The sequence below is a fragment of the Janthinobacterium sp. PSPC3-1 genome (assembly GCF_049896105.1).
Taxonomy (GTDB): Bacteria; Pseudomonadota; Gammaproteobacteria; order Burkholderiales; family Burkholderiaceae_D; genus Janthinobacterium.
Genome location: NZ_JAFCTQ010000026.1, coordinates 55,823 through 77,984, shown reverse-complemented (window position 1 = coordinate 77,984; position 22,162 = coordinate 55,823). Strand labels below are relative to the sequence as shown.

General features: G+C 64.3%; 21 protein-coding genes. 7 read left to right on the top strand and 14 right to left on the bottom strand.

The annotated features are described in order from the left end of the window. Window positions 1–374 precede the first annotated feature (374 nt). From ACP7B7_RS22925 to ACP7B7_RS22900, 6 genes are all read left to right on the top strand, one after another. Entirely contained in the window at window positions 375–1,964 is a 1,590-nt protein-coding gene (locus tag ACP7B7_RS22925; protein WP_426078201.1) for an aspartate:alanine exchanger family transporter, read from the top strand. Window positions 1,965–2,106: 142 nt separating this feature from the next. Continuing rightward, window positions 2,107–3,297 (top strand): acyl-CoA dehydrogenase family protein, encoded by a 1,191-nt coding sequence (locus tag ACP7B7_RS22920; protein WP_426078200.1) that lies wholly within the window; start codon window positions 2,107–2,109, stop codon window positions 3,295–3,297. A gap of 25 nt (window positions 3,298–3,322) precedes the next feature. Then, on the top strand, window positions 3,323–4,468 hold the full coding sequence (locus ACP7B7_RS22915) for an acyl-CoA dehydrogenase family protein (protein ID WP_426078199.1): 1,146 nt from the start codon (window positions 3,323–3,325) through the stop codon (window positions 4,466–4,468). Next, window positions 4,465–4,947, top strand: coding sequence for a MaoC family dehydratase (locus tag ACP7B7_RS22910; RefSeq protein WP_426078198.1), 483 nt, complete (start codon window positions 4,465–4,467; stop codon window positions 4,945–4,947). Before ACP7B7_RS22915 ends, ACP7B7_RS22910 begins: the two co-directional genes overlap by 4 nt. Then, window positions 4,940–5,395 (top strand): MaoC family dehydratase, encoded by a 456-nt coding sequence (locus ACP7B7_RS22905; protein WP_426078197.1) that lies wholly within the window; start codon window positions 4,940–4,942, stop codon window positions 5,393–5,395. Before ACP7B7_RS22910 ends, ACP7B7_RS22905 begins: the two co-directional genes overlap by 8 nt. Window positions 5,396–5,477: 82 nt before the next feature. Next, window positions 5,478–5,945: a hypothetical protein gene (locus ACP7B7_RS22900; protein ID WP_426078196.1), complete on the top strand. Its 468-nt coding sequence runs from the start codon at window positions 5,478–5,480 to the stop codon at window positions 5,943–5,945. 30 nt (window positions 5,946–5,975) lie between these two features. Here ACP7B7_RS22900 and ACP7B7_RS22895 read toward each other — a convergent pair whose 3' ends face one another. The 14 genes from ACP7B7_RS22895 to ACP7B7_RS22830 form a co-directional block, all read right to left on the bottom strand. Continuing rightward, window positions 5,976–6,548 (bottom strand): prepilin-type N-terminal cleavage/methylation domain-containing protein, encoded by a 573-nt coding sequence (locus ACP7B7_RS22895; RefSeq protein WP_426078195.1) that lies wholly within the window; start codon window positions 6,546–6,548, stop codon window positions 5,976–5,978. Between the two features lie 58 nt (window positions 6,549–6,606). Continuing rightward, the gene (locus ACP7B7_RS22890) at window positions 6,607–7,341 is read right to left on the bottom strand and encodes a hypothetical protein (protein WP_426078194.1); all 735 of its coding nucleotides are present in this window, start codon (window positions 7,339–7,341) and stop codon (window positions 6,607–6,609) included. Then, the gene (locus ACP7B7_RS22885; protein WP_426078193.1) at window positions 7,341–8,108 is read right to left on the bottom strand and encodes an ABC transporter permease; all 768 of its coding nucleotides are present in this window, start codon (window positions 8,106–8,108) and stop codon (window positions 7,341–7,343) included. The genes ACP7B7_RS22890 and ACP7B7_RS22885 overlap by 1 nt, the downstream gene beginning before the upstream one ends. Continuing rightward, window positions 8,108–8,821, bottom strand: coding sequence for a type II secretion system protein (locus ACP7B7_RS22880; RefSeq protein ID WP_426078192.1), 714 nt, complete (start codon window positions 8,819–8,821; stop codon window positions 8,108–8,110). The genes ACP7B7_RS22885 and ACP7B7_RS22880 overlap by 1 nt, the downstream gene beginning before the upstream one ends. Further along, window positions 8,818–9,513, bottom strand: a complete 696-nt coding sequence (locus ACP7B7_RS22875) for a hypothetical protein (RefSeq protein WP_426078191.1) — start codon at window positions 9,511–9,513, stop codon at window positions 8,818–8,820. The genes ACP7B7_RS22880 and ACP7B7_RS22875 overlap by 4 nt, the downstream gene beginning before the upstream one ends. After that, a complete protein-coding gene (locus ACP7B7_RS22870; RefSeq protein ID WP_426078190.1) occupies window positions 9,510–9,902 on the bottom strand; it encodes a hypothetical protein in 393 nt (130 codons plus the stop codon). Before ACP7B7_RS22870 ends, ACP7B7_RS22875 begins: the two co-directional genes overlap by 4 nt. Then, a complete protein-coding gene (locus tag ACP7B7_RS22865) occupies window positions 9,899–10,576 on the bottom strand; it encodes a hypothetical protein (protein ID WP_426078189.1) in 678 nt (225 codons plus the stop codon). Before ACP7B7_RS22865 ends, ACP7B7_RS22870 begins: the two co-directional genes overlap by 4 nt. Then, window positions 10,573–12,147: a hypothetical protein gene (locus tag ACP7B7_RS22860; protein WP_308921684.1), complete on the bottom strand. Its 1,575-nt coding sequence runs from the start codon at window positions 12,145–12,147 to the stop codon at window positions 10,573–10,575. Before ACP7B7_RS22860 ends, ACP7B7_RS22865 begins: the two co-directional genes overlap by 4 nt. 7 nt (window positions 12,148–12,154) lie before the next feature. Further along, window positions 12,155–13,360, bottom strand: coding sequence for a type II secretion system F family protein (locus ACP7B7_RS22855; protein WP_308921683.1), 1,206 nt, complete (start codon window positions 13,358–13,360; stop codon window positions 12,155–12,157). Further along, window positions 13,360–15,063, bottom strand: a complete 1,704-nt coding sequence (locus ACP7B7_RS22850) for a GspE/PulE family protein (RefSeq protein WP_426078188.1) — start codon at window positions 15,061–15,063, stop codon at window positions 13,360–13,362. Before ACP7B7_RS22850 ends, ACP7B7_RS22855 begins: the two co-directional genes overlap by 1 nt. A 6-nt stretch (window positions 15,064–15,069) precedes the next feature. Next, window positions 15,070–16,446, bottom strand: coding sequence for a tetratricopeptide repeat protein (locus tag ACP7B7_RS22845; protein WP_426078187.1), 1,377 nt, complete (start codon window positions 16,444–16,446; stop codon window positions 15,070–15,072). Beyond that, window positions 16,443–18,401 carry a pilus (MSHA type) biogenesis protein MshL gene (gene mshL, locus ACP7B7_RS22840; protein ID WP_426078186.1) on the bottom strand — a complete coding sequence of 653 codons (1,959 nt, stop codon included), beginning with the start codon at window positions 18,399–18,401 and terminating at the stop codon, window positions 16,443–16,445. The genes ACP7B7_RS22845 and mshL overlap by 4 nt, the downstream gene beginning before the upstream one ends. Before the next feature lie 198 nt (window positions 18,402–18,599). Continuing rightward, complete coding sequence (locus tag ACP7B7_RS22835) at window positions 18,600–19,526, bottom strand: ExeA family protein (RefSeq protein ID WP_426078185.1); 927 nt, start codon at window positions 19,524–19,526, stop codon at window positions 18,600–18,602. After that, window positions 19,523–20,251 (bottom strand): ABC transporter ATP-binding protein, encoded by a 729-nt coding sequence (locus ACP7B7_RS22830; RefSeq protein ID WP_426078184.1) that lies wholly within the window; start codon window positions 20,249–20,251, stop codon window positions 19,523–19,525. The genes ACP7B7_RS22835 and ACP7B7_RS22830 overlap by 4 nt, the downstream gene beginning before the upstream one ends. 207 nt (window positions 20,252–20,458) lie before the next feature. On the opposite strand from ACP7B7_RS22830, the gene ACP7B7_RS22825 reads away from it, so the two are divergent. Further along, on the top strand, window positions 20,459–22,162 hold the full coding sequence (locus ACP7B7_RS22825) for a GspE/PulE family protein (protein WP_308921677.1): 1,704 nt from the start codon (window positions 20,459–20,461) through the stop codon (window positions 22,160–22,162).

Here is a 22,162-nt window from a genome sequence, read left to right as displayed (position 1 = left end):
CAAGGATCCCGCCCACTATCTGGCGGGACTGGAGAAACTGTGCGATGAGCTAAATGTGCTGACCTAGTTTTTTTTGCCCGGCGTGATGTGACGGCATGGCCTGATTGTCCAGATTATCGTTCTGCCTGCCCCCAATATAGCTTGCTGTTCAGATATAGATAATTCATATTTCTATCATCACAACTGATCATTGGCATTGCGTGCTGCGATGCGGCATCATTCACCTGTCTCCTCTAACTCCTCACAGGAATTAGATTCAGCCCGCTCCCGCAGCGGGCTTTTTTTTGGCCATTTTTTCGCCGCTTGCCAAGCTGGCATTGCCAGGCTTGCATGAGTGCTACACTGCTAACTTTTAACCGTGAGGAACTGCCAAGATGATGGAATTGCTGCGTCATACGCTGGAATCGACGCCTATCCTGGCGCTGTTCCTGGTGATCGGCCTGGGCTATGCGCTGGGGCGTGTCAGCGTGTTCGGTTTTTCGCTGGGCGTCGGTGGCGTGCTGTTTGCGGGGCTGGCGCTGGGCGCGTTTGCGCCGGGCTCGGTGCCGCCGCCTATCGTCGGCTCGATCGGCCTGCTGTTGTTCCTGTACGGGATCGGCGTGCAGTATGGCACGCAGTTTTTTGCGGGCTTGCGTGGTGCGGGGCAGAAACATAACCTGATCGCCTTCGTCGCCGTGATGGGCGGGCTGGCCGTATCGATCTGGGGCGGGCAGTGGATCGATATTTCCATCCGCATGGCCAGCGGCGTGTTTGCCGGCGCCATGACCAGCACCGCCGCGCTGCAGGCGGCGCTGGAAGCGTCGCATGGCAACCGCGACGCGGCCGTCGGCTATGCGGTGGCGTACCCGTTCGGCGTGGTTGGCCCCATGCTGGGTCTGTACCTGGCAGGGCGCGTACTGAAACCGGTGCTGGCGCCGCCGCCGGTGCCGATCGTCGTTTCTGAAATCGCCATCGACCGCGATGCGCTGGCGGGCGCGACCTTGTCCGAGCTGGCCGACGGCCCGCTGGCCGGCGTGCAGGTGATCGGCGTGCGCCATGGCCACCAGAACAGCCTGCCAGATCCCGGCCTGGTGATCGGTGCCGGCGACGCGCTGATGGTGGCCGGCACGGTGGCTGGGGTCGACGCCGCGCGCGCCGCGCTCGGCCATCTGGACCCGGGGCGGCTGATGAAGGACAGGCGCGACTACGACGGCATCGAAGTGTTCGTTTCGGACGCCGAAATCGTCGGCGTGCCGCTCGGTGAATTGAACCTGTTCAAGGATTTTCCCGCCAGGCTCGCGTTTATCCGCCGTGGCGACGCCATGATATTGCCGCAGCCCTTTTTGACGCTGGAATTTGGCGACCGGGTAACGGTCATCGCGCCGGCCAGCCATGCGGCGGACGTGCGCAAGCTGTTCGGCAATTCGATCACGGCCACGGCCGAGTTCAGCTATGTCTCGCTGGGCATGGGCATGGTGCTCGGTGTGCTGCTGGGCCTTGTGCCGATACCCTTGCCATGGATAGGCTCGTTCAGCCTGGGCCTGGCGGGCGGGCCGCTGGTGATGGCGCTGATCCTGGGACGGCTGGGCCGTGTCGGCAAGGTCAGCTGGCGCTTGCCGCTGTCGGCCAACCTGGTCATGCGCAACTATGGCCTGACGATCTTCCTGGCCTCGGTCGGCATGGCGTCCGGCTTGCCCTTCCTGCAGCAGGCCGGCGCCGACGGCTTGCCGATGCTGGCACTGGGCGCCGTCACGGTGCTGGTGGTGGTGGCGCTCGTGGTGTTGCTGGGCAAGTTCTTCCTGCGCCTGCCGTTTCCTGAGTTGCTGGGCATCGCCGCCGGCGCCACCGGCAACCCGGCCGTGCTGGTGTTTGCCAACCGCCTGGCCAAGTCCGACCGGCCCAACCTGGGCTATGCCATGATCTTTCCCAGCATGACCATCGTCAAGATCATCGCCGTGCAGATCCTGCTGCATCTGTACGGTTAAGTGCTCCTCGCGCCGGCGGCCTGAAAACCGCTGGCGCCGCGCACATTCTGTTGTACAATCCTTGAGAACGGTCGTGCTTTTTTGTGCGCTGAGCTCTCTTGCGCGCACACACCATGCGACTGATAACAAGGAGGAGACAGACATGGATTTGAATTATTCAAGCGACGAGACGGCGTTTCGCGACACGGTGCGCGCCTTTCTCGACAGCCACTTGCCAGCGGACCTGCAGCGCAAGGTGCGCGGCCACCTGCGGCTCACCAAGGATGACTATGTGCGCTGGCACAAGATCGTCGCGCAGCAAGGCTGGGCCGCGCCGGCCTGGCCGGTCGAACATGGCGGCACCGGCTGGACGTCCGTGCAGCGTCATATCTGGGAAGACGAATGCGCGCGCGCCGCCACGCCACCGATTTTGCCGTTCGGCATCAACATGGTGGCGCCCGTCATCATGGCGTTTGCCACCGAAGCACAAAAAGCCCATTATTTGCCACGCATCCTCAACTGTGACGACTGGTGGTGCCAGGGCTATTCCGAGCCGGGCGCCGGCTCCGACCTGGCCTCATTGAAAACCACGGCCGTGCGCGATGGCGACGACTATATCGTCAACGGCCAAAAAACCTGGACCACCCTGGGCCAGCACGCCGACATGATCTTCTGCCTGGTGCGCACGGATACGGGCGTGCGCAAGCAGGAAGGCATCAGTTTCTTGCTGATCGACATGAAAACGCCCGGCATTACCGTGCGCCCCATTATCATGCTCGACGAAGACCACGAGATCAACGAAGTGTTTTTCGACAATGTGCGCGTGCCGGTGAGCAACCTGGTGGGCCAGGAAAACCGTGGCTGGACCTACGCCAAGTATCTGCTGGGCCATGAGCGCACCGGCATTGCCGCCGTGGGCCGTTCGAAGCGCGAACTGGCCTTTCTGAAGCAACTGGCGATGCAGCAACTGAAAAAGGGCGAACCGCTGCTGCGCGACCCGGCCTTCGCGGCAAAGGTGGCCGATATGGAAATCGAACTGATGGCGCTGGAAATGACGGTGCTGCGCGTGATCAGCGAAGAGGGCAAGGGACCGGCCCCGCAGGCCTCGATGCTGAAGGTGCGCGGCTCGGAAATCCAGCAGCAGCTGACGGAACTGATGGTCGAGGCGCTGGGGCCGCAAGCGCTGCCCTTCGATCCCGCCTATCTCGATGGTGAACAGGAGCACAGCGCGGCAGGCAATGACCTGGCGGCGCCGCTGGCGGCCTATTACTTCAATTACCGCAAGACGTCGATCTATGGCGGCTCGAACGAAATTCAAAAAAATATCATCACGCAGATGATCCTGGGCCTGTAAGGCAGACAAGGCAAAAGGAGACGACATGGACTTTACTTTCAACCAGGAACAGCAGCAGTTCGCCGATGCGCTGCGGCGCTGGGCCGACAAGGATTACCGCTTCGACGCGCGCCAGGCGATCATTCATTCCGACAGCGGCACCTCGGACGCCGCCTGGGCCACATTGACGGAATTGGGCATGACGGCCTTGCCGCTGCCGGGCGGGCAGGGCGGCTTTGACGGCACGGCCGTCGACATGCTGCTGGTGATGCAGGAACTGGGCCGCGCGCTGGTGGTCGAGCCGTACTTTGCCACCGTGTTCGGCGCGCAATTTCTGAAACTGGCCGGCGGCCATGAGGCTGTGCTGGAGCAGGTAGCGCAAGGCGGCGTCAAGCTTGCCTGCGCGCTCGGCGAAGCGCAGTCGCGCCACGACTTGCACGATATCGCCACCACGGCCACCGGCGGCGGCGACGGCTTTGTACTGGACGGCACGAAAACCGTGGTGATCCACGGCGCGCAGGCAAATTATCTGATCGTCTCGGCACGCAGCGCGGGCGAGCAGCGCGATACCGAGGGCATTTCGCTGTTCCTGGTGCCAAGTGACGCGCCCGGTGTCAGCGTGCGCGACTACCGCACCATCGACGGCCAGCGTGCCGCCAGCGTGACCCTGGTGCAAGTGGTGCTGGGCAGCGATGCGCTGATCGGCGACGCTGGCAAGGGCTGGGAGCCGCTCGACGCGGCCACCGACTATGGCGCGACGCTGTTGTGCGCGGAAGCGGTGGGCGCCATGGACGCCATCTTCGCGGCCACCCTGGAGTACCTGAAAACGCGCCAGCAGTTCGGCGCGCCGATCGGCAAGTTCCAGGCCCTGCAGCACCGCATGGCCGACATGTTCATCCACCTGGAGCAAGCGCGGTCGATGGCCATGCTGGCGGCCGCCAGGGTCGATACCACAGAGCCCGTGGAACGGCGCCGCATCGTTTCGGCTGCCAAGGCCCGAGTGGGGCAGGCGGCGACCTTTGTCGGCCAGCAAGCCGTTCAGTTGCATGGCGGCATGGGCGTGACCGACGAAGTGCCTGCCGCCCACCACTTCAAGCGCCTGACCATGATCGGCTTGACCCTCGGCGACGCCGAGCATCATGTCGAGCGCTTTATCGCCCAGCCGGGCTTCCTGCCATCGGAGCATGCATGACTGTGACTACCCCAAAACACTGGTACTTCGAAGACTTCACGGCCGGCCTGGAAATCGACCTGGGCCAGCGCCATGTGACGGAAGACGAAATTATCGCCTTCGCCACGGATTTCGACCCGCAACCGTTTCATATCGACCATGAACCGGCCGCACAGACCATCTTCAAGGGCGTGATCGCCAGCGGCTGGCATACCTGCAGCATGATGATGCGCCTGGTGGTCGACAATCTGCTGAAACACTCGTCCAGCATGGGTTCGCCTGGCCTGGACAGCATCCGCTGGCTCAAACCCGTGCGCGCCGGCGACACCCTGAACCTCACTTACCAGGTCAAGGAAGTGCGCCCCTCGACCTCCAAGCCCGACCGCGGCATCGTCATTTCCGTCTGGTGCGTCAGCAACCAGCATGGCGAAGTGGTGACCACCGTCGAAGGCATGGGCATGTTCGGCCGCCGTCCCGCCGGGGAGTTGCCCGATGCGTGATATCGACGGCATCGCCGGCTTCCGGGCGCTGGCTGGCCAGCATGTGGCCATTTCCGAATGGATCACCATCACCCAGCAGCGCATCGACACCTTTGCCGACGCCACCGACGACCATCAGTGGATCCACGTCGATACCGAGCGCTGTGCGAAGGAGTCGCCCTACGGCTGCACCGTGGCGCACGGCTTTTTGACCTTGTCACTGCTGCCGGCCATGCTGCAAAACGCCTTGCATATGGCCGGCATCCGCATGGCGATCAACTACGGCCTGAACAAGGTGCGCTTTCCCGCGCCGGTGCCGGTCGGCAGCCGCTTGCGGGCACGGCTCGATATTCTGTCTGTGGAGGAATTGGCCGAAGGTGCCCAGGTGAACTGGGCGGTGACCATGGAGCGGGAGGGGGATGCCAAGCCAGTCTGCGTGGCGGAGTTTTTGATGCGCTGCTATGCGTGATCCGAATTTCATTACCTCCTTGATGAACCGGCGGTAATGCTGTCAAGTCAATCGATTCAAGTTTGCCGTCAAGGATTTACTCATGTCATTTCAAGAAGATGCTTTGATTGAAAGTAGAAAAGCGGATTTCGGGCAGTTCTATCAGGAACTCTTGCCTGCGCTGGTGGAGTTTATTGATGGGATTGGCATCAAGCCCGCTCACACCGTACTGACCCAGGCTGACCAATACCTTCCTTATTTGGAACTTGCGCTGCGAGAAATGACGGTTGCCGAGGAGGACAGGTCCTGGCTGTTGACACGCATGATGTACTTTATTGGCGAATATTTCGCCCAGAAGCATGGTGGCTGCTGGTATGTTAACGATATCCCCGGGTCGCGTTTTTTTGGCCGTTATGTCGTCGGGAAATTTGCTGGATTCAGTAATCAGAATCTGATGGTTGATCCGGCTGAAGTCGCCCAGGCATATGTCGATACTGCCGTGCCCCGGCAACTGTCTCCATTGCTGTCCGAGGTGGAAGCAGGATTGAACGCAATCGCGAGTTCAGCTTAATGCCGCAAGAAACCGGGACAGCGCCCCGTTTCAGAAGAACACCGCCGTACGCGGGATAATCGCCCCCGTATTGCCGTACGGTTGGGTTGCCCGCACGGAACCCGTGGTGGCGATGCCATCGTCGAGCTTGCTGTCGATCTGTTCGGCATAGCCTTCGGGCAGGTTGTCGAAGCGGATGCCGTTGCCGGCGCGGCCGGCCACTTCGTCGTTGTACAGGTAGACGGCGCCGCCCTGGGCGCTGGTCATGAACTGGCTGGTGCCGTTGAATGAACCCGTGATAAAACCACCGAGCGCCAGATGCTGTGGGGCGAGGGTGAATTCACGCGGCTGGCCGTCGCCGATCTGGCCGTCGCCATTGCCGTTGCCGGCCGAGTTCGGTACGTGCAGGGTGCCTTGCAGGTCGTCGCCGGGCAGGGCGCGGAATTTGTCCTGGTAGGCGTTGACGGCGGCCGTCAGCGAGTTCGATTGCTGGATGATGTTTTTCACCTTGGCGCTGTCGATCAGGCCCTGGCCTTTCAGGACGCCGCCCAGCAGCAGGCCGATGATGACCAGGACGATGGCGATTTCTACGAGCGTGAAGCCTTGCTGGCGGCGTGATGGCATGAGGGTGTTCCTTGTCGTTGCGCCACCCGGTGGTGTGTCGGGCGGCTGGTGGTGAAGTTTACTGTAAATGCGTGTTGCCGGGAATCGCATGTTTCTTTTTTGCCGCAATCTCGTCGAGTTTGCGCGCCATGAAAGCCAGCTCGTGCGGATCGGTGATCTGCCCGCTGGCGATCAGGCCGCCCAGGACGATTTGCGCGCTGTCGAACTGGTCCATGTCTTCCAGGATAAAGGCTTCCATCTGCCGCACCCAGGCCGGCACCTCCTTGCCGGTGGCTTGCAGGCGCAGCTGGCGCGCCAGGCTCAAGGCCAGCGGCAGGTCGTGCAGCTGGTGTTTGGCGACCAGGGCGGCTTGCGCCATGGCTGGCCAGCGGCGCGCCGGGTCCAGCGCAAAGCTGGCGCTGACAAAGGCCAGCATGCGGCGCGCGCGTACAGGGTCGGCCACGCCCGCATAGATTTCGCTGGCGGCCACCAGCGCGTAGCGGCTGCGCGGGTCGAGCGTTTGCGCCGTGTCCAGCCAGAGCGCCAGATGGTCGTAGTCAAGCGCGCGCCAGGGCAGGCTGACGCCATCCTGGTCTTCGAACGATTGCAGATACAGCAGCATGGCTTTCGACATCGCCAGCGGTTCGCCCAGGCTGGCCAGCCGCGCCATGGCGGCGGAGGGGGGCGGCGGCAATAATCGCGCCTGCGGCGGCGCGGTCCGCTGCGCCAGTTGCCAGCCCAGTTGCAGCAGCAGGGCGAGGACCAGGGCCAGCCACAGTGATCGCGGCACGGATGACAGCGGTCTTTGCTCCATCAGAAACTCTTGCGGTAAAAGTCGCACAAGGCGCAGGCGGCCAGCAGGCCGACATGGATCGCCGTCTGCGCGGCCACCAGGCCCAGCGCCTGCCAGTCGCCGGTGGCGTACAGCAGCCATCCGCTGCGCGTGAAATGATCGAGATTGGGCAGCAGCAGGGCCAGCGTATCGATGGCATACGCGATGGCTTGCCGGCTGCCATCGTGCGCGCCGGTGCTGCCATGCGCCAGCAATTGCAGGCTGCCCACGCTGCGCGCCAGCACATAGAAGCCGCCGCTGGCGGCCAGGGCCGGCAGCGCATGCGGCAAGCCCAGCGCACACAGCAGGCTGAAGGCGGCCATGATCCACAGTTCACCGAGCAGGGAAATCGCCCACAGCGCGCTTTGCGCGGGCGCCGCCCATATGCACGTCAGCAGGCCGAACAGCAGCGCAGGCAGCAGGGCCAGCGCGCCAAAGCCGGCCAGCTTGCCCAGCACATACACGGCGCGCGGCATGGGCAGCGCCAGCAACAGTTCCTGGCCCTTGTCGGCCGCTTCGCGCGCCAGGCTGAAGACGACAAAACTGACCAGCAGGAACACGGCCACCGGGCGCAGCAGGGCCGACACGATGGCCGCCTGCGTGGCGCCGCTTTCCGTCAGCGCCAGCTGCTGCAGGAAACCGGCCAGCGCCAGCGCGGCGGCGGCGGCCAGCACGAACAGCCAGGGCAGGCGGCTGCGCAAGGCTTCCACCAGCGTGTAGCGCGCGATAAGCAGGCCGGGGCGCCACATCAGCGCGGCAACCTTTGCGCGGCCACCATGCGGTTGAACAGGATATTGGGCGAGATCCACGCGACGATGTCGTCATAGCTGCCGCCGGCCTGCTGGCCTTCGCTGGCGGCACGGCTGATATAGATATTGCTGCTCACCGCATTGCTGCGCTCGTCGACATTATTGCCCTGCGCGCCAGCCTGGCGCTGGCCCTGTTCGCTGATGGCGCCAAGGCCGTTCTTGCCATGTGACATGATCATCGCGGGAATATCATTCAGGGCGGTGGCTTGCACCAGCGCGCCGCTAGTGCGCGTGACGATGCTGATATCGCGCGGCGTGTTGAGGGCAAACAATTGCTCGCTGTCGCTGAAGGCCGGCGTCACGCTGTAGCGGAACAGATTGTTCCAGCTGTCGCTCTTGCGCAAGCCCAGGGTGGCCCACGGCAGGATGCCGGTCCGCTTTTCGCCATTGCAGCGCGCGCCTCGCCGGTCTTCCAGGCCGTTCATGCTCGATACCGCCGGGCAGGGCAGGTAGCCGTGCAGCAAGGCGAAACCGGTCAGCGCCTCTTTTGCTTCATCGAGCGCCTTTTGTGTCTCGGCCACCTTGCGCTGTTCGAATTGCACCGTGAGCGGCGTGACGAGGCCGCCTATCATCAGGCCGACAATCACCAGCACGATGGCGATTTCGATCAGGCTGAAGCCGGCTTGCCGGCGTGGCGAGGCGAGATGCTTCATGGCAGGGTCCGCGCCGCGCGCATGCGCTGGTACAGGGCCGGCAAGGTGATCCATGCCAGCAGGTCATCGACGCTGTTTCCCGTGACAAACGAGGTGCTGGCAAGCTCATTGACCGCCTCGTCGACATTGCCGCGCAAGGTGGGGGCCAGCCTGGTGCCACTGGCGGCCGTGCCGTACCCCTCTTTTCCTTGTGAAAAGACGATGGCGGGCAGGCATTGCGCGCTGACATCGCATTGTTCCTGGCCTGCCACATACGCCAGGCCACCGTCCGCCTTGCGCCGCAGAACCACCCGGTTGGCCACGGCGGAGACCGAGGCGATGGGCGCGCGCGACATTTCCGGCGTCACGCTGTAGCGCACTACCTTGCCCCAGGCATCGAGGCCCGGCACGCCCAGCGCCACCCACGGCAAGAAGCCGCTGCAGTCGGCGTCGCTGGCGCACTCGGCCGGCCGCTCGCGGCCATCGGTGGCGGAAGTGGCCGGGCGCGGCAGGCGGCCATTGGTGGCGGCAAAGCCGGTCAAGGCGTCGCGCGCCTGCGCCAGGATGGCCAGCGTGCGCTGCTGGCGCTGGCTTTCCGCGCCATTGCGGCTGAAGGCGTGCATCAACAGCGACGCCGCACCCAGCCCCAGCACGGCCACCAGCAACAGCAGGGCCGCGCCGCCTTGCGTTTTGAGAGTGTTCCTGTGCATCATGGCCGCACTTCCATCACGGTGCCGCTGGCCGCATCATATTGCTGGCCCGGTTTCAGCACCACCACCTGGCCATTGCTCAGGCGCAAGGTCAATTGGCTGGCGCCAGAGACCTGGTTGTACGGCTCCTGCTGCGGCGTCTGGTTCAGCCAGACAGTCGAACGGCCGCTGCTGCGCTGGACCAGGCCATTGAGTTCCATCGGCGGGCCGGGTGGTGGGGGCGGAGGCGGCGATGGCGGCGCCTGTGCCGTCCCGGCCGGCGGCGTGCCGCTGCGGCTGGCGTCGAGCTGGGCCCTTTCTTCGGGCGAGGAAAACAGTCGCCCCAGCTGGGGCGGCTGGGCCTGGGCAAGGGCCGTCGCGGCGCAGCAGGCGATGAGCAAGGTACGCTTCATGGCAGCCCCGGCACGGCGAGCGGGCGGTCACCAAGGGTCAGCCACAGCAGGCTGCAATCGGCGCTCAGGCTGGCGGTCTGGCCGGCGCTGGCGGCGCCGCCGCGCTTGAGCGCACAGTCCTGCACGGCAAAATAGCCGGACTGGCGCAAGTCGTCAAAAAAGTTCAGCAAATCCATTTCGTGCAGCAAATCCATGTGGAGCTGCATTTTACTGCCACGCAACTGGTACTGGCCCATGGTCAGGGGCGAGGGTACCTTGAGCACCTGCTGGGCGCTGATCTCATAGCTGAGCGGCAGCAGATGGCGGCGCTGCTGGCTCAGCCTTATCGCATCGATCCAGGCCAGGCGGTTTTCCTCGCCGATCAGGCCGCGTTGCCGCAGCGCCTGGAAGCGCGGTGCAAAGGCGCGGATTTCCAGTTTTTCCGTTTCCACCTGGTTGAAGCGGGCGGCGGCGGCCCGGCGTTCTTTTTGCGCCAGGTCCAGCCGCAAGGCTTGCCGGTCGCGGTAATCGCTGGCCAGGTGCAAGGCGAGCAGGCTGAGCACCACGGTGGCCACGCAGCACAGCAGGGCGCGCCGTACCAGATGCAGTTCGCCCAGCCACGGCGGCAAGGGGCGCGTGGTGGCGGCGGGCTTTTTCATGCCCGGCGTAAATGGCGGCTTCATGGAGGCGCTCATGGCTGCCACACCAGCAGCACGGTGAAGCGGGCCTGGGCGTCTTGCGCCGGCGACTCGCTCTTGCCGGAAAGGGTCGCGCTGGGGCGCAGGTCCAGCGGCGCTTCCTCGATCGCCACCACCAGGCGCGGATGGCGCGCCAGCGCTTGCGCAAACGCCGTGATGGCGGCCAAGGCGCCACGGTAATCATTGCCCGGCATATCGACATCGGCCTCCAGGCGCAGCGCCTGCGGCGGCGCGGCCGGGATGCCGGCGTCAACGCTGGTGGGCACCGGCCCCTTGCCCTGGCCGGCCTGGTTTTGCGGTGGCGGCTGCGAGCCGCTGCCGCGGGCCGGTGGCGGACCCGCGTTCCAGTGCAGCTGGGCCAGCCTGACTTGCGGCGCCTGGTCGAGCGCGGCGCTCAGCATGGCCAGCAAGCGGCCCGGCTCGGGCGCCTGGCTGGCGATCATGTGTTCCAGGGTCACGGCGGCCTTCATGTTCTGGGTTTTCGCCGGCGCCGGCGGCAGGCTGGCCATCACGTTACGGTAGCGCTGCTGGTAGGATGCGGTTTCCTGCCGCAATTGCGCCATGCCGGCTTCGTCGTCCAGCCCGCCCAGCAGCATGGCGGCGCACCATAGCAGGGCCGAGGCGCCGATCAGCAGGCTGGAGCCATACAGGGCCTTGCGCGCGCGCTGGTAGTGGTAGTAGCGGGCAAGCGGGCCGGGCGGATAATGGCTGGCGGGTGGATGTTTCGCCAGCAGGGTCAGCAGCAATTGGTCGGCCAGCTGTGGCGTATGCGGCAGGCCCACGCGCTCGCTGGCGAACTGCATGTCGATAAAGTGATACGCCACTTCCACGCCGTTATCGCACAGCAATTCCAGCTTGGCGATCTGCGCCTGCGGCGCCAGGATCACGGTGTTGAGCACGTCGCCGCGCTCCAGCATGCGCGTGCTGGTGAGAAACTGCCGGGTTTTTTCCGTCTCCAGCGCAATATTGACGGCCACGCCGTCGAGCGCGATGGCCGCGGTCTGGCGCGAAAAGCGCAGCTGGCCGCCTTCATAATAGCTTTGCCGCAAGCCACCCGACTGTTGCGTCACCAGCAGCAAATGGCCATGCGCGAGCGCCAGCTGTTTCACCAGCGCGATACTGAGCAGGCTGGCCGAATACAGGCCCGCCACCGGCACCTGCAACTGTTCCAGCAGCGCCGTCCACGTTTGCAGCAGGGAAGGATTGGTCAATGCAAAGAAAAGCATCTGGTCATCCTGGCGGCCGGCGCTGTCGCGGCCCAGCACGGTGCTGCCCCGGTACGGCGTGTCGCGGTACAGCTGGCTTAGCCGGCGCGCCAGCAGGGCGCGGCCGGCCTTGCCGCGCACATGGGGCAGCAGCTGGCGCTGGAAGTCTTCCTCGATCAGGTCGACCAGCAGATAGGCGGGCACGTCCAGGCGCTGTTCAAGCGGGTCTTCCAGCCAGGCGGCAAACGCCTCCAGCCCTGCCGCGCTCGCTTCAAATGCCTGGCCCGCGCCCAGCTCGCCGTGGCGCCAGTCGTAGGCGCACAGATGGTCGCTGGTGATATAAAACAGTTGTTTGCGGAACAAGGCGGCCTCAGGTTTTGATAGTGCTGATCGTGTCGTAAATCGGCCCCAGCACCGACAGCATGATCCAGCCCAGCAACAGGCCCAGGATCACCGTCATGGCCGGCTCTATCATGGCTTGCACTTTCTCGATCAATTCCTTTACTTCGCGATTATAGAAATAGCTGACGTTGCGCAAGGCCGTGTCGAGCGAGCCGGTCGCTTCGCCCACCTTCAGCATGCGGATCACCAGCGGCGGGAAGATGCCCGTGTGCTGGAAAGCGCTGGTCACGCCGTGGCCTTCGGCGATCAGCTGGGCGGCGCGGCGCAGGCCTGCCGCCACCACGCGGTTGCCGGCGATGCCTTCCGACAAGCGGATGCATTCGAGGATGGTGATGCCCGAGGCGTACATCAGCGCAAAAAAGGTGGCGAAACGGGCCAGAATGATCTTGTGCAGCACCGGGCCGACCAGCCACAGCCGTAATTTGAGGCCGTCGAACAGATAACGCGCCGTTTCGCTGCGCTTGAGCCAGGCGCGCAGGCCGAAAAAAACCAGCACGGGCAGGGCCAGCAGCACGGCCCAGTAATCGATAAAGATATTCGACACGACAATCAGCGCGCGCGTATGCAGCGGCAACTCGCCACCCATATTGCGGATAAACGCCGTCAGTTGCGGCACCAGGTAGATCATCAGGAAAAACGTCACGGCGGCCACCACGATGGCGACCACCACCGGATACATGACGATCTTGCGCGTCTGCGAAGCGAGTTCATCCTGCCACTTCAGGCTTTCCGACAGGTTCTTGAAGACCTCGGCGATCTTGCCGCTCTGCTCGCCAGCAAGGATCAGGCTGGTAAATGTGGCGTCAAAAATATCATCATGCTGGGCCAGCGCGCCGGAGAGCGGCAGGCCGCCTTCGATGCTTTCGATCAAATCGGTCACCACTTCGCGCAGGCGCGGATGGTCTGTGCTTTCCCGCAAATCATTCAGGCCGTCGAGGATGGGCACGCCCGCGCCCGTCAGCTGCTCCATATGGAAACAGAAGTTGATCAGGTCGCGCCGCTGGATCACGCGCTTGCCAAACAGCACCAGATGCTGGCCCGTCAGCTTGCAGTCGATCAGGTCCAGTTGCATGCGGTGCAGGCGCGCCTCCAGGTCGGGCACATTGGCCGCTTCCATGCTGCCGGGAATGAGCTCGCCGGCGGCATCCATGGCGCGGTAGACATATTGCGCCATCAGGACAGCCTGTCCGTCAGGTCGACCACGCGCGCCACTTCTTCCAGGGTGGTGGTGCCGTCGCGCACGCGGCGCAGGCCATCGTCGACCAGCGAGTGAAAACCGCCCGCGCGCGCCGTGCTTTTCAGCTCGCGCAAGCTGGCGCGGCGCGACGTCAGTTCGTCCAGTTCGGGCGTCATTTTCAGCAATTCCATGATCGCCAGGCGGCCCTTGTAGCCCTGGTGGGCGCAGCGTTCGCATCCCACGGAGTGGCAGATGCTGGCCGGCGGGTCTTCCGGCTGCAGGCCCAGCAAGCGCCGCTCGACCTCGTCGGCGACCACGGTTTCCTTGCAATGCGGACACAGTTTGCGTACCAGGCGCTGGGCGATGATGCCGATGATATTGCCGGCCATAATGTCGGGCAGGATGCCGATATCGAGCAGGCGCGGCAGCGAACCGATGGCGGAATTGGTGTGCAGGGTGGAATACACTTGGTGGCCCGTCATGGCGGCCGCAAACGCCATCTCGGCCGTTTCGCGGTCGCGGATCTCGCCCACCAGGATGATGTCGGGGTCCTGCCGCATCATCGAGCGGATGCCGTCGGCAAAGCCCAGCTTCACCGATTCGTTGACCGAGGTCTGCCGTATCATGTTCATCGGATACTCGACCGGGTCTTCCAGCGTCATGATGTTGACGCTTTCCGTATTGATATGGTTGATGATGGAATACAAGGTGGTGGTCTTGCCGCTGCCGGTCGGGCCCGTCACCAGGATCACGCCGTCGGGGCGCGCGATCATCAGTTTCAGCAAGTTCAGCTCGCGCTCGGCCAGCCCCAGCGAGTCGAGCGGGACAATGCCTTTTTGCCGGTCCAGCACGCGCAGCACGAAGTTTTCGCCATGCGTGGTCGGTTGCGCCGAAGCGCGAAAATCGATCTGCCGGCCTGAAAAGCGGATCGTGATGCGCCCGTCCTGCGGCGCGCGTGCTTCGGCGATATTCATGTTCGAGATCACCTTCAGGCGCACGGCCATGGCCGGCCAGTACGATTTGTGCAGGCTGCGGATCTGGCGCAGGATGCCGTCGATGCGGTAGCGGATGCGCAGGAACGATTGTTCCGGCTCGAAATGGATGTCCGAGGCGCCATTCTGCACCGCGTCGGCCAGCAGCGCATCGATCAATCGCACCATCGGCTGGCTATATTCGTCCGACGGCGAGGCCATGCTCTGGTAATTGACTTCGCCCGTTTCGATCTCGTGCAGGATGCCGTCGATCGACAGCTCGAAACCATAGTACTGGTCGATGGCGCGCGAGATATCGGACTCGTTGACCAGCACGGTGGAAATCGTGATGCCCTTGACCAGCATGGCGCTGATCTGGTCGAGCGCGACGATATTGCTGGTGTCGGCCATGGCCAGTATCAGGTTGTCCGTCTGCCGCTCATAGACGATGGGAAACACGCGATAACGCTTGGCCACTTCCTTCGGGATCAGCTTTAATGCGATGGCATCGACCACCAGGCTGGCCAGGTCCGCGCTTTCCTGCTTCAGGTTTTCGCTGAGCGCCATGCGCACGGTGGCTTCCGTCACGAAACCGAGCGTGATCAGCAGTTTGCCCAGCGGTTCGCTGCTGCGTTTTTGCTCGATCAGCGCGATGCGCAGCTGGTCTTCGCTGATCACGCCTTTCTTGATCAGCAATTTGCCCAGCGGCAGTTTGGTTTGTTCGACCATGCGGCTTTATTCCTTGATGATCACGATGCCCGGCGTGGCCGGGCTGGCCGGCCCGCCCAGTTCACCCAGCCGTTGCTGCGCCGCGGCGCGATCGAAGGCCGACGGGCTCGTCTGCGCCAGGGTCAGGGCGCGCTGGTAATACGTTGCGGCCAGCTTCGGCTGGTTCAGCCGATCCAGGCCGATCGCCAGGTTATAGGCATAATCGGCATTGCCGGGCACGGCGCTATAGGCACGGAAGAATTGCTGCTGCGCTTCCGGCCAGCGGCGCTGTTGCGCGTACACATTGCCCAGCGCAAATAGCACGGGGCCGCTTTCGGGCGTGCGTGCGAGGATGGCTTTCAGGCGCGATTCGCTTTGCACCAGGTCGCCCTGGCGCAGGCCGATCAGGCCGGCCAGGGCCACGCCGTCGTCCGGATTGATTTCCAGCAAGCGCAAATACAGCGCGGCCGCCTGCGGCCCCTGGTTGCCCTGCTGCGCCACGGCCGCCAGGCCCAGCAGGGCGTCGCGGTTGACGGGGTCCTGCTGCAGCACGGCTTCATATTGCTGGCGGGCGGCGCCCAGCTGGCCGCTGGCCAGCGCCTGGTAGCCTTGCTGCACGCCGGGATTGATCTGCGGCGCGGTATCGTTGCGCAGCACCTGGATCTGCTGGTTGTTCGGCGCCATCACGGGCGGCAGCGCGGGCGGGGCGGGCGGCGGCATCTGCGCCAGCTGGGCCGCCACCGCCTGCTGCACGGCCGACTGTATCATCGCCTGCTGTTCGGCCGCGCTGGCGCCCTGGCGGGCCTCGTTTTGCGTCTGCGCGGGCGCCTCGTTGAACGGCTCCGGCGCCGGTGCGTTATTGGCCGGCGGCACGATCACCATCGGACCGGCATTGCCGGCCGTGCCAGGCGCGTCGGTCAGCGGCATCGGCACGCCGGGCAGGTTGGCGCCCGCGCCGGGGCTGCTGCTGGCGCGCCAGTACCAGTAGGCCATGGCGCACACCACCAGCAGCAAGATGCCCATCAGCACGCCCAGGCGCACGGTGGCCGGGTCGACGCTGACGGGCGCGCGCGGCGGCGTGCGCTTGCGGCTGGCGCCGGAAGGTGGTGGCGCCTGAGCCGGGGCAGGGCGGGGCTTGGGCTGCGGCGTTTCAGGCTGCGGTGGGGGCGGTGCGGCTGGCGGCTCCGGTGCGGCGGCCGACGCGCCATGCAATGGCTCCAGGCTCAGCCCGGACGTAAATTCCGGCACCGGCGGCAGCGGTGCGGATGGCGCCAGCGGAGCCTCAAGCGGCGCCAGTGCCAGTACCTGGTCGTAGGCTTCGGACGGCTTGTCCAGTTCCTCTTCGTGCAGGCTGTTCTGTTTTGCGCGCTCGGCCTTCTTGAGCGCCTGCATCAGCAAGCTCATGGGGTTTCTCCTTGCCCGCGTGCCACCGGAGTTTCCGTGTAGGGCTGGCTGTTCAGCGGCGCCTGGCCGGGCAGCAGGTAGCGGTAGTCGCGGAAATCACCCTCGATGCTGGCGTCCTTGACCACCACCGGGCGCATGAAGATCACCAGCTCCGTCTTGGTGCTCGCTTCATTGCGGTAGGTGAACAGATTGCCGACCACGGGCAGGCTGGACAGGCCCGGCACGCCATCTTTCGTATTGTCGATGGAATCCTGCATCAGGCCGCCCATCACGGCGATCTGCCCGCTGTCGACCTTCATGATCGATTCCAGTTCGCGCGCCTGGATCACCGGCACCCGGCTTTGCACATTGGCCAGCGCCGGGTTCGGGTCCTGCACATAGCCGACGATGCGCGTGATGGTGGGGCGTACATTGAGGGTGACCACGTCGCTGTCGGAAATTTGCGGCGTCACGCTCATCACGAAGCCGACCGGCACCGTTTCCAGCTTCGATTCATAGGTGGCCGGCGTGATGATGGTGCCGGTCGAGCTGGTCACGGCGGGCGTCACCTTGATGGTAAAGAAGACGTTGTTGTCGACCACTTTCAGCATCGCCGTCTGGTTGTTCAGCACGCTGATCTTGGGGCTGGACAGCACTTTCACCTTGCCGAACGATTCGAGCAACTGGATGGTGGTGGTAAAACTGTCCTTCATATAATTGAGCAGGAAGATGCCGGGCGAGGCATTCGGGGTAGCGGCGGACGGCAGGGCCAGCGTGCCGACCTGGCCCTGGTTCAGGCGCAGGCTGCCCGTCAGGCGCGACCAGTTGATGCCTTGCTGGTATTCGCGGTTCAGGCGCACTTCCATGATGGTGGCCTCGATCAGCACTTGCCGCTTGGCGCTGCTGGTGACCAGGTCGAGGAATTCGCGGATCTTTTCATGCTGGCGCCCGGTGGCGCGCACGGCGATCAGGCCGCCTTCGGTATTGACCACCACCGACGACGCGCCACCCTTGTTGGCCAGTTTCAGCAGCGGCAAGCCGTTGGCGTCGAGCGCCGCCGTGTTATTGTTATTGGCGGGGTTGTTCGCATTGGACGCCGGGTTCTGCGGCACTTGCGGCATTGGTGTGCCGTACTGTCCCGCCGGCGCCGCGTTCTGGCCGGCATAGGGCTGCGCCGCGGGATTGCCGCCCTGGTTTTGGTTGCCCTGCTGGCCCTGGGCCTGTCCTTGCCCTTGTCCCTGCAGTGCCGTCAGCTGCTGGTTCAGCTGGGCCAGCGGGTCGGCCAGCGGATCGTTGAGCGTGGTCTCGCGCAGCAGGTCGCGGATATTCTTTTCCAGGCTGTACCAGAAATTGTTCTCCGAGCGGTTCACCACCAGGGTGGTGGAATTGTTGTTGCCATTGCCGCTGCTGCCCTGGCTGGCCTGGCTGCCGCTGCTGGAGGTGGCGCCGCTGCCGCCCGCGCCGCCGCCGGCGGTGGATATCTGCGTGGCGATATTGACGCTGCTGTTGGTGCTGCGCGCCATGTTCACATAATCGACCTTGTAATTGCGCCAGACGGGCGCGTCCGGCATCACCAGCAAATTCTTGCCGTCGATCTCGTAGCGCATGTCGACCTGGTTGGCGATGCGCGACAGCAATTGAGGCAGGGTCTGGTTCAGGGCGTTGAGCGTGACGTTGCCCGCAATATCCGGGTGGATATCGACATTCATGCCGGCGTCGCGCGCCAGCGCGAACAGCAAGGATTGCACCGGCACCTTGTGCACCGTGACGCTGTAGGTCTCGACTTTCGGCGCGGCCGATGGCGCGGGCAGGGCGGCGCTTTGCCGTACCGGTTCGGGTATCGCCCCGGTCACGCGCGGCGCCTCATCGACATGCGAGGCCGACAGCGGCAGTTGCGGCGCGGCACAACCGGCAAGCAGGGTAGAGCAGACAGCGGTGACGCAGGAAGCGAGCACAAGAAGAGAGGGTTTGTTCATGCAGCGGTCGCCCGTGAAGTCATGTTGTGCTTTTGCAATTTTACCCATCATGATCCCCTAAAATCCGGCGTGCCGCCAGCCGTAGCCGGCGAGTTGGAAAAATAAAGTGCATTGCCGCCACGCCAAGTGGGTTGCCAAATAAATTATTAAATTTCTACGTGGACATAATTAATTCTTTAGAGTAATTTTTCCGGCGATTCATGCGCGCTGCCACAGCAGTAGCGCCGCCAGCGCCAGCATCGCCAGCAGCAGCGCCGCCGCCAGCACGCGGCCCTGGTACCAGGGCTTGCCGTTGTGAAACGGCGCATCGGCCAGCGCCAGGCGCAGATGGCGCGTGGCGACGTGCTGTGCGTCGTCGGCATAGGCGGCCAGCAAGGCCTTGTCTGCCAGGATATTCACACGGCGCACGGTGCCCTGCGAGGCGCGCGCCAGGAGGCGCAGGGCGCCGCGCTCGAAGCGCAGCGGCGAGGCGCGCCCGGCGGCGGCCAGGCGGCAGGCCAGGTAGTCGGGCAGCAAGGCCATCGGCAGGCGCGGCATGGTGAAGCTGTGCGTGATGCGCTCCTTTAATTGCCGCAGCTGCGGCAAGTCCAGCGTGCGGTCCAGCTCGGGCTGGCCGAACAGCACGATCTGCAGCAGCTTGTGGCTGGCCGTTTCCAGGTTGGTCAACAGGCGCACCGCTTCGAGCGTATCGACCGGCATGCCTTGTGCTTCCTCGGCCAGCAGCACTACCGACCGGCCTGCCGCATGGCGGGCGATCAGTTCGCCATGCAGGGCGCGCAGCACGGCATCGGGCCGGCAACCATCCATGTCCAGGCCCAGTTCGCTGCCGATGGCGCGCAATACCTCGTCCGGCTCCAGGCGCGGGTTCAGCAAATACAGCACGTCGACCTGCGGCGGCAGGCGTTCGGCCAGCATGCGGCACAGCATGGTCTTGCCGCTGCCCACTTCGCCGGACAGCTTGATGATGCCTTCGCCCTGCAGCACGGCGTACAGCAGCGCGGCCAGCAGCTCGCCGCGCGTGTTGCCCGGGTAAAAGAACAGCGGATCGGGCGTGATGCCGAACGGCGCCGCGCGCAAGCCGAAATGCTCAAGGTACATGCCGCGCGGCGTCACTTGGCTGTTCATGCGGCGATGCAATTGAGAAAAGCCTGCTCCAGGCTCGCCTGCGGGCCGCCGCCGTGGCGCTGGCGGCATTCCGCCGGCGTGCCGACAAACACCATGCGTCCCGCATGCAGGATGGCCATGCGGTCGCACAACTCGTCGATGTCGGCCAGCGCATGCGAGGTGAGAAACACGCCGCGTCCCTGCGCGCGCAATTCACGCAGCGCCTGCTTGAACAAGGCGCGCGCCTTCGGGTCCAGCCCGCTCATCGGTTCGTCGAGCACCAGTTGCCGCTTGCCCGACAGCAAACATGCAAGCAGCCCCAGCTTTTGCATCATGCCCTTGGAATAGCTGCGCGCCTGGCGCTGCAAGGCTTCCGGCGCCAGTTCCAGCGCGTCGGCCGCCCGCCTGGCGGCGGCCTCGTCCCACGGCACTTGCTGCAAGCCCAGCAGGTATCGCAGGAAATCGCGCCCGCTCAGGTAATACGGCGCCTGGAAGCGCTCGGGCAGGAACGACAGCGGCGCGCGCGCCGCGCTGTGCCGGTGGCCCTGGCCGAAGATGCTGATCTCGCCCGCGTCGGGCGTGCAGAAATCGAACAGGCAATGCAGCAGGGTGGTCTTGCCGGCGCCGTTCACGCCGGCCAGGCCGAACAGTTCACCGGGCCTGAGCGACAGGTCGACGCCGCGCAGCACAGGGTTGCCTTTCAACTGTTTATGCACGTTGTGGTAGCAGATGGCGCAGTCGCTCATGAAGGCAGGAATGTCAGTAAGAATCAGTGATCGACCACTATTATTGCCATGGGGGCGTATGCACGGCAAGTGTTTACTTGCAGGGGCGCCGTAAACCGGGATATCAAGCCGGGCAATATATTTTCTTTAAGAAACAACATGTTCTGGAATAAAATGCGCATGCACGCCGTCACGCGCGTGCGCTGTCGAACCTGTTGAGGAGCAAGCATGGCAAGGCCAGAGAAAGTCCGGCTCGGTGAAATTTTGGTGCAGCAGAAGTTGCTGACGGAAGAACAGTTGGGCATGGCCTTGACGGAACAGAAACGTTCGGGCCGCAAGCTGGGCCGGGTGTTCATCGAGCATGGCTATGTCACGGAAGAACAGATCTCGGGCGCCCTGGCGCGCCAGCTCGACATTCCCTATATCAACCTGAAGTTTTTCAACATCAATGCGGAACTGGTGCGCCTGCTGCCGGAAACCCAGGCCCGTCGCTTCCGCGCGCTGGTGCTGGAAGACCGCCGCGAAGGCTTGCTGGTCGGCATGTCCGACCCGACCGATCTGTTCGCCTACGACGAGATCGCGCGCCTGGTCAAGCGCAATATCGAGCTCGCTGTCGTCAACGAAACCGAAGTGCTGGCGGCGATCGACCGCATCTACCGCCGCACCGAAGATATTTCCACCCTGACGCGCGAGCTGGAGCAGGACCTGGGCGATGTTTCGGTCGACTTCGGCGCGCTGGCCGCCAATCCGGGCCTGGAAGAAGCGCCTATCGTCAAGCTGCTGCAATCGGTGTTCGACGACGCCACCCAGGTGCGTGCCTCGGACATCCATATCGAACCGCAGGAAAGCCGGCTGCAGATCCGCTTCCGCATCGACGGCGTGCTGCACCTGCAGACGGAAGCCGACATCAAGATCGCGCCCTCGCTGGCGCTGCGCCTGAAACTGATGTCGGACCTCGATATTTCCGAAAAGCGCCTGCCGCAGGACGGCCGCTTCGCCATCCGCGTGAAAAACCAGCGCATCGACGTGCGTATTTCCACCATGCCGACGCAATATGGCGAATCGGTGGTGATGCGGCTGCTGAACCAGGGCGGCACCTCGCTGCGCCTGGACGCGATCGGCATGCCGCCGGCGCTGGTAAAGAAATTTCGCGCCATCGTGCAGCGCCCGAACGGCCTGGTGCTGGTGACGGGCCCGACCGGTAGCGGCAAGACCACCACCCTGTATTGCGCGCTGGCCGAGCTCAATTCGGTGGAAAAAAAGCTGATCACGGTGGAAGACCCCGTCGAATACCGGCTGGCCGGCATCAACCAGGTGCAGGTCAACGACAAGATCGAGCTGAACTTTGCGCGCGTGCTGCGTTCTGCCCTGCGGCAAGACCCGGACATCGTGCTGGTGGGCGAGATGCGCGACCAGGAAACGGCGCAGATCGGCCTGCGCGCCGCGATGACCGGTCACCTGGTGTTGTCCACACTCCACACCAACGACGCGGCCAGCACCCCGCTGCGCCTGATGGACATGGGCGTGCCGCGCTATATGGTGGGCAGCTCGCTGCAGGCCGTGCTGGCGCAGCGCCTGGTGCGCGTGATCTGCGAAAGCTGCACCACGCCCTATGTGCCGACGCCAACCGAGGCTGAATGGCTGCGCATGGAGCTCGGCGAGCTGGTCGACCGCACCCAGTATCACCACGGCAAGGGCTGTTCGCACTGCAACGGCATGGGGTACCGCGGCCGTACCGGCGTGTATGAACTGCTGGAAATGACGCGCGAAGTGGTCGACGCCGCCAACCATGCCGACCCTTCGCACTTCCTGAAAGCGGCCAACGCCGAGATGGCCGGCGAAACCCTGCGCCGCCACGCGGTGCAACTGGTGGTGCAGGGACGCACGACGATTTCCGAAGCGATGCGCATCAGCAACCAGAACGAGGAGTAA

Coding starts and splice junctions, on each gene's coding strand:
- ACP7B7_RS22925 (WP_426078201.1), top strand. CDS start 375: ATGATGGAATTGCTGCGTCATACGCTGGAATCGACGCCTATCCTGGCG.
- ACP7B7_RS22920 (WP_426078200.1), top strand. CDS start 2,107: ATGGATTTGAATTATTCAAGCGACGAGACGGCGTTTCGCGACACGGTG.
- ACP7B7_RS22915 (WP_426078199.1), top strand. CDS start 3,323: ATGGACTTTACTTTCAACCAGGAACAGCAGCAGTTCGCCGATGCGCTG.
- ACP7B7_RS22910 (WP_426078198.1), top strand. CDS start 4,465: ATGACTGTGACTACCCCAAAACACTGGTACTTCGAAGACTTCACGGCC.
- ACP7B7_RS22905 (WP_426078197.1), top strand. CDS start 4,940: ATGCGTGATATCGACGGCATCGCCGGCTTCCGGGCGCTGGCTGGCCAG.
- ACP7B7_RS22900 (WP_426078196.1), top strand. CDS start 5,478: ATGTCATTTCAAGAAGATGCTTTGATTGAAAGTAGAAAAGCGGATTTC.
- ACP7B7_RS22895 (WP_426078195.1), bottom strand. CDS start 6,548: ATGCCATCACGCCGCCAGCAAGGCTTCACGCTCGTAGAAATCGCCATC.
- ACP7B7_RS22890 (WP_426078194.1), bottom strand. CDS start 7,341: ATGGAGCAAAGACCGCTGTCATCCGTGCCGCGATCACTGTGGCTGGCC.
- ACP7B7_RS22885 (WP_426078193.1), bottom strand. CDS start 8,108: ATGTGGCGCCCCGGCCTGCTTATCGCGCGCTACACGCTGGTGGAAGCC.
- ACP7B7_RS22880 (WP_426078192.1), bottom strand. CDS start 8,821: ATGAAGCATCTCGCCTCGCCACGCCGGCAAGCCGGCTTCAGCCTGATC.
- ACP7B7_RS22875 (WP_426078191.1), bottom strand. CDS start 9,513: ATGATGCACAGGAACACTCTCAAAACGCAAGGCGGCGCGGCCCTGCTG.
- ACP7B7_RS22870 (WP_426078190.1), bottom strand. CDS start 9,902: ATGAAGCGTACCTTGCTCATCGCCTGCTGCGCCGCGACGGCCCTTGCC.
- ACP7B7_RS22865 (WP_426078189.1), bottom strand. CDS start 10,576: ATGAGCGCCTCCATGAAGCCGCCATTTACGCCGGGCATGAAAAAGCCC.
- ACP7B7_RS22855 (WP_308921683.1), bottom strand. CDS start 13,360: ATGGCGCAATATGTCTACCGCGCCATGGATGCCGCCGGCGAGCTCATT.
- ACP7B7_RS22850 (WP_426078188.1), bottom strand. CDS start 15,063: ATGGTCGAACAAACCAAACTGCCGCTGGGCAAATTGCTGATCAAGAAA.
- ACP7B7_RS22845 (WP_426078187.1), bottom strand. CDS start 16,446: ATGAGCTTGCTGATGCAGGCGCTCAAGAAGGCCGAGCGCGCAAAACAG.
- mshL (WP_426078186.1), bottom strand. CDS start 18,401: ATGAACAAACCCTCTCTTCTTGTGCTCGCTTCCTGCGTCACCGCTGTC.
- ACP7B7_RS22835 (WP_426078185.1), bottom strand. CDS start 19,526: ATGAACAGCCAAGTGACGCCGCGCGGCATGTACCTTGAGCATTTCGGC.
- ACP7B7_RS22830 (WP_426078184.1), bottom strand. CDS start 20,251: ATGAGCGACTGCGCCATCTGCTACCACAACGTGCATAAACAGTTGAAA.
- ACP7B7_RS22825 (WP_308921677.1), top strand. CDS start 20,459: ATGGCAAGGCCAGAGAAAGTCCGGCTCGGTGAAATTTTGGTGCAGCAG.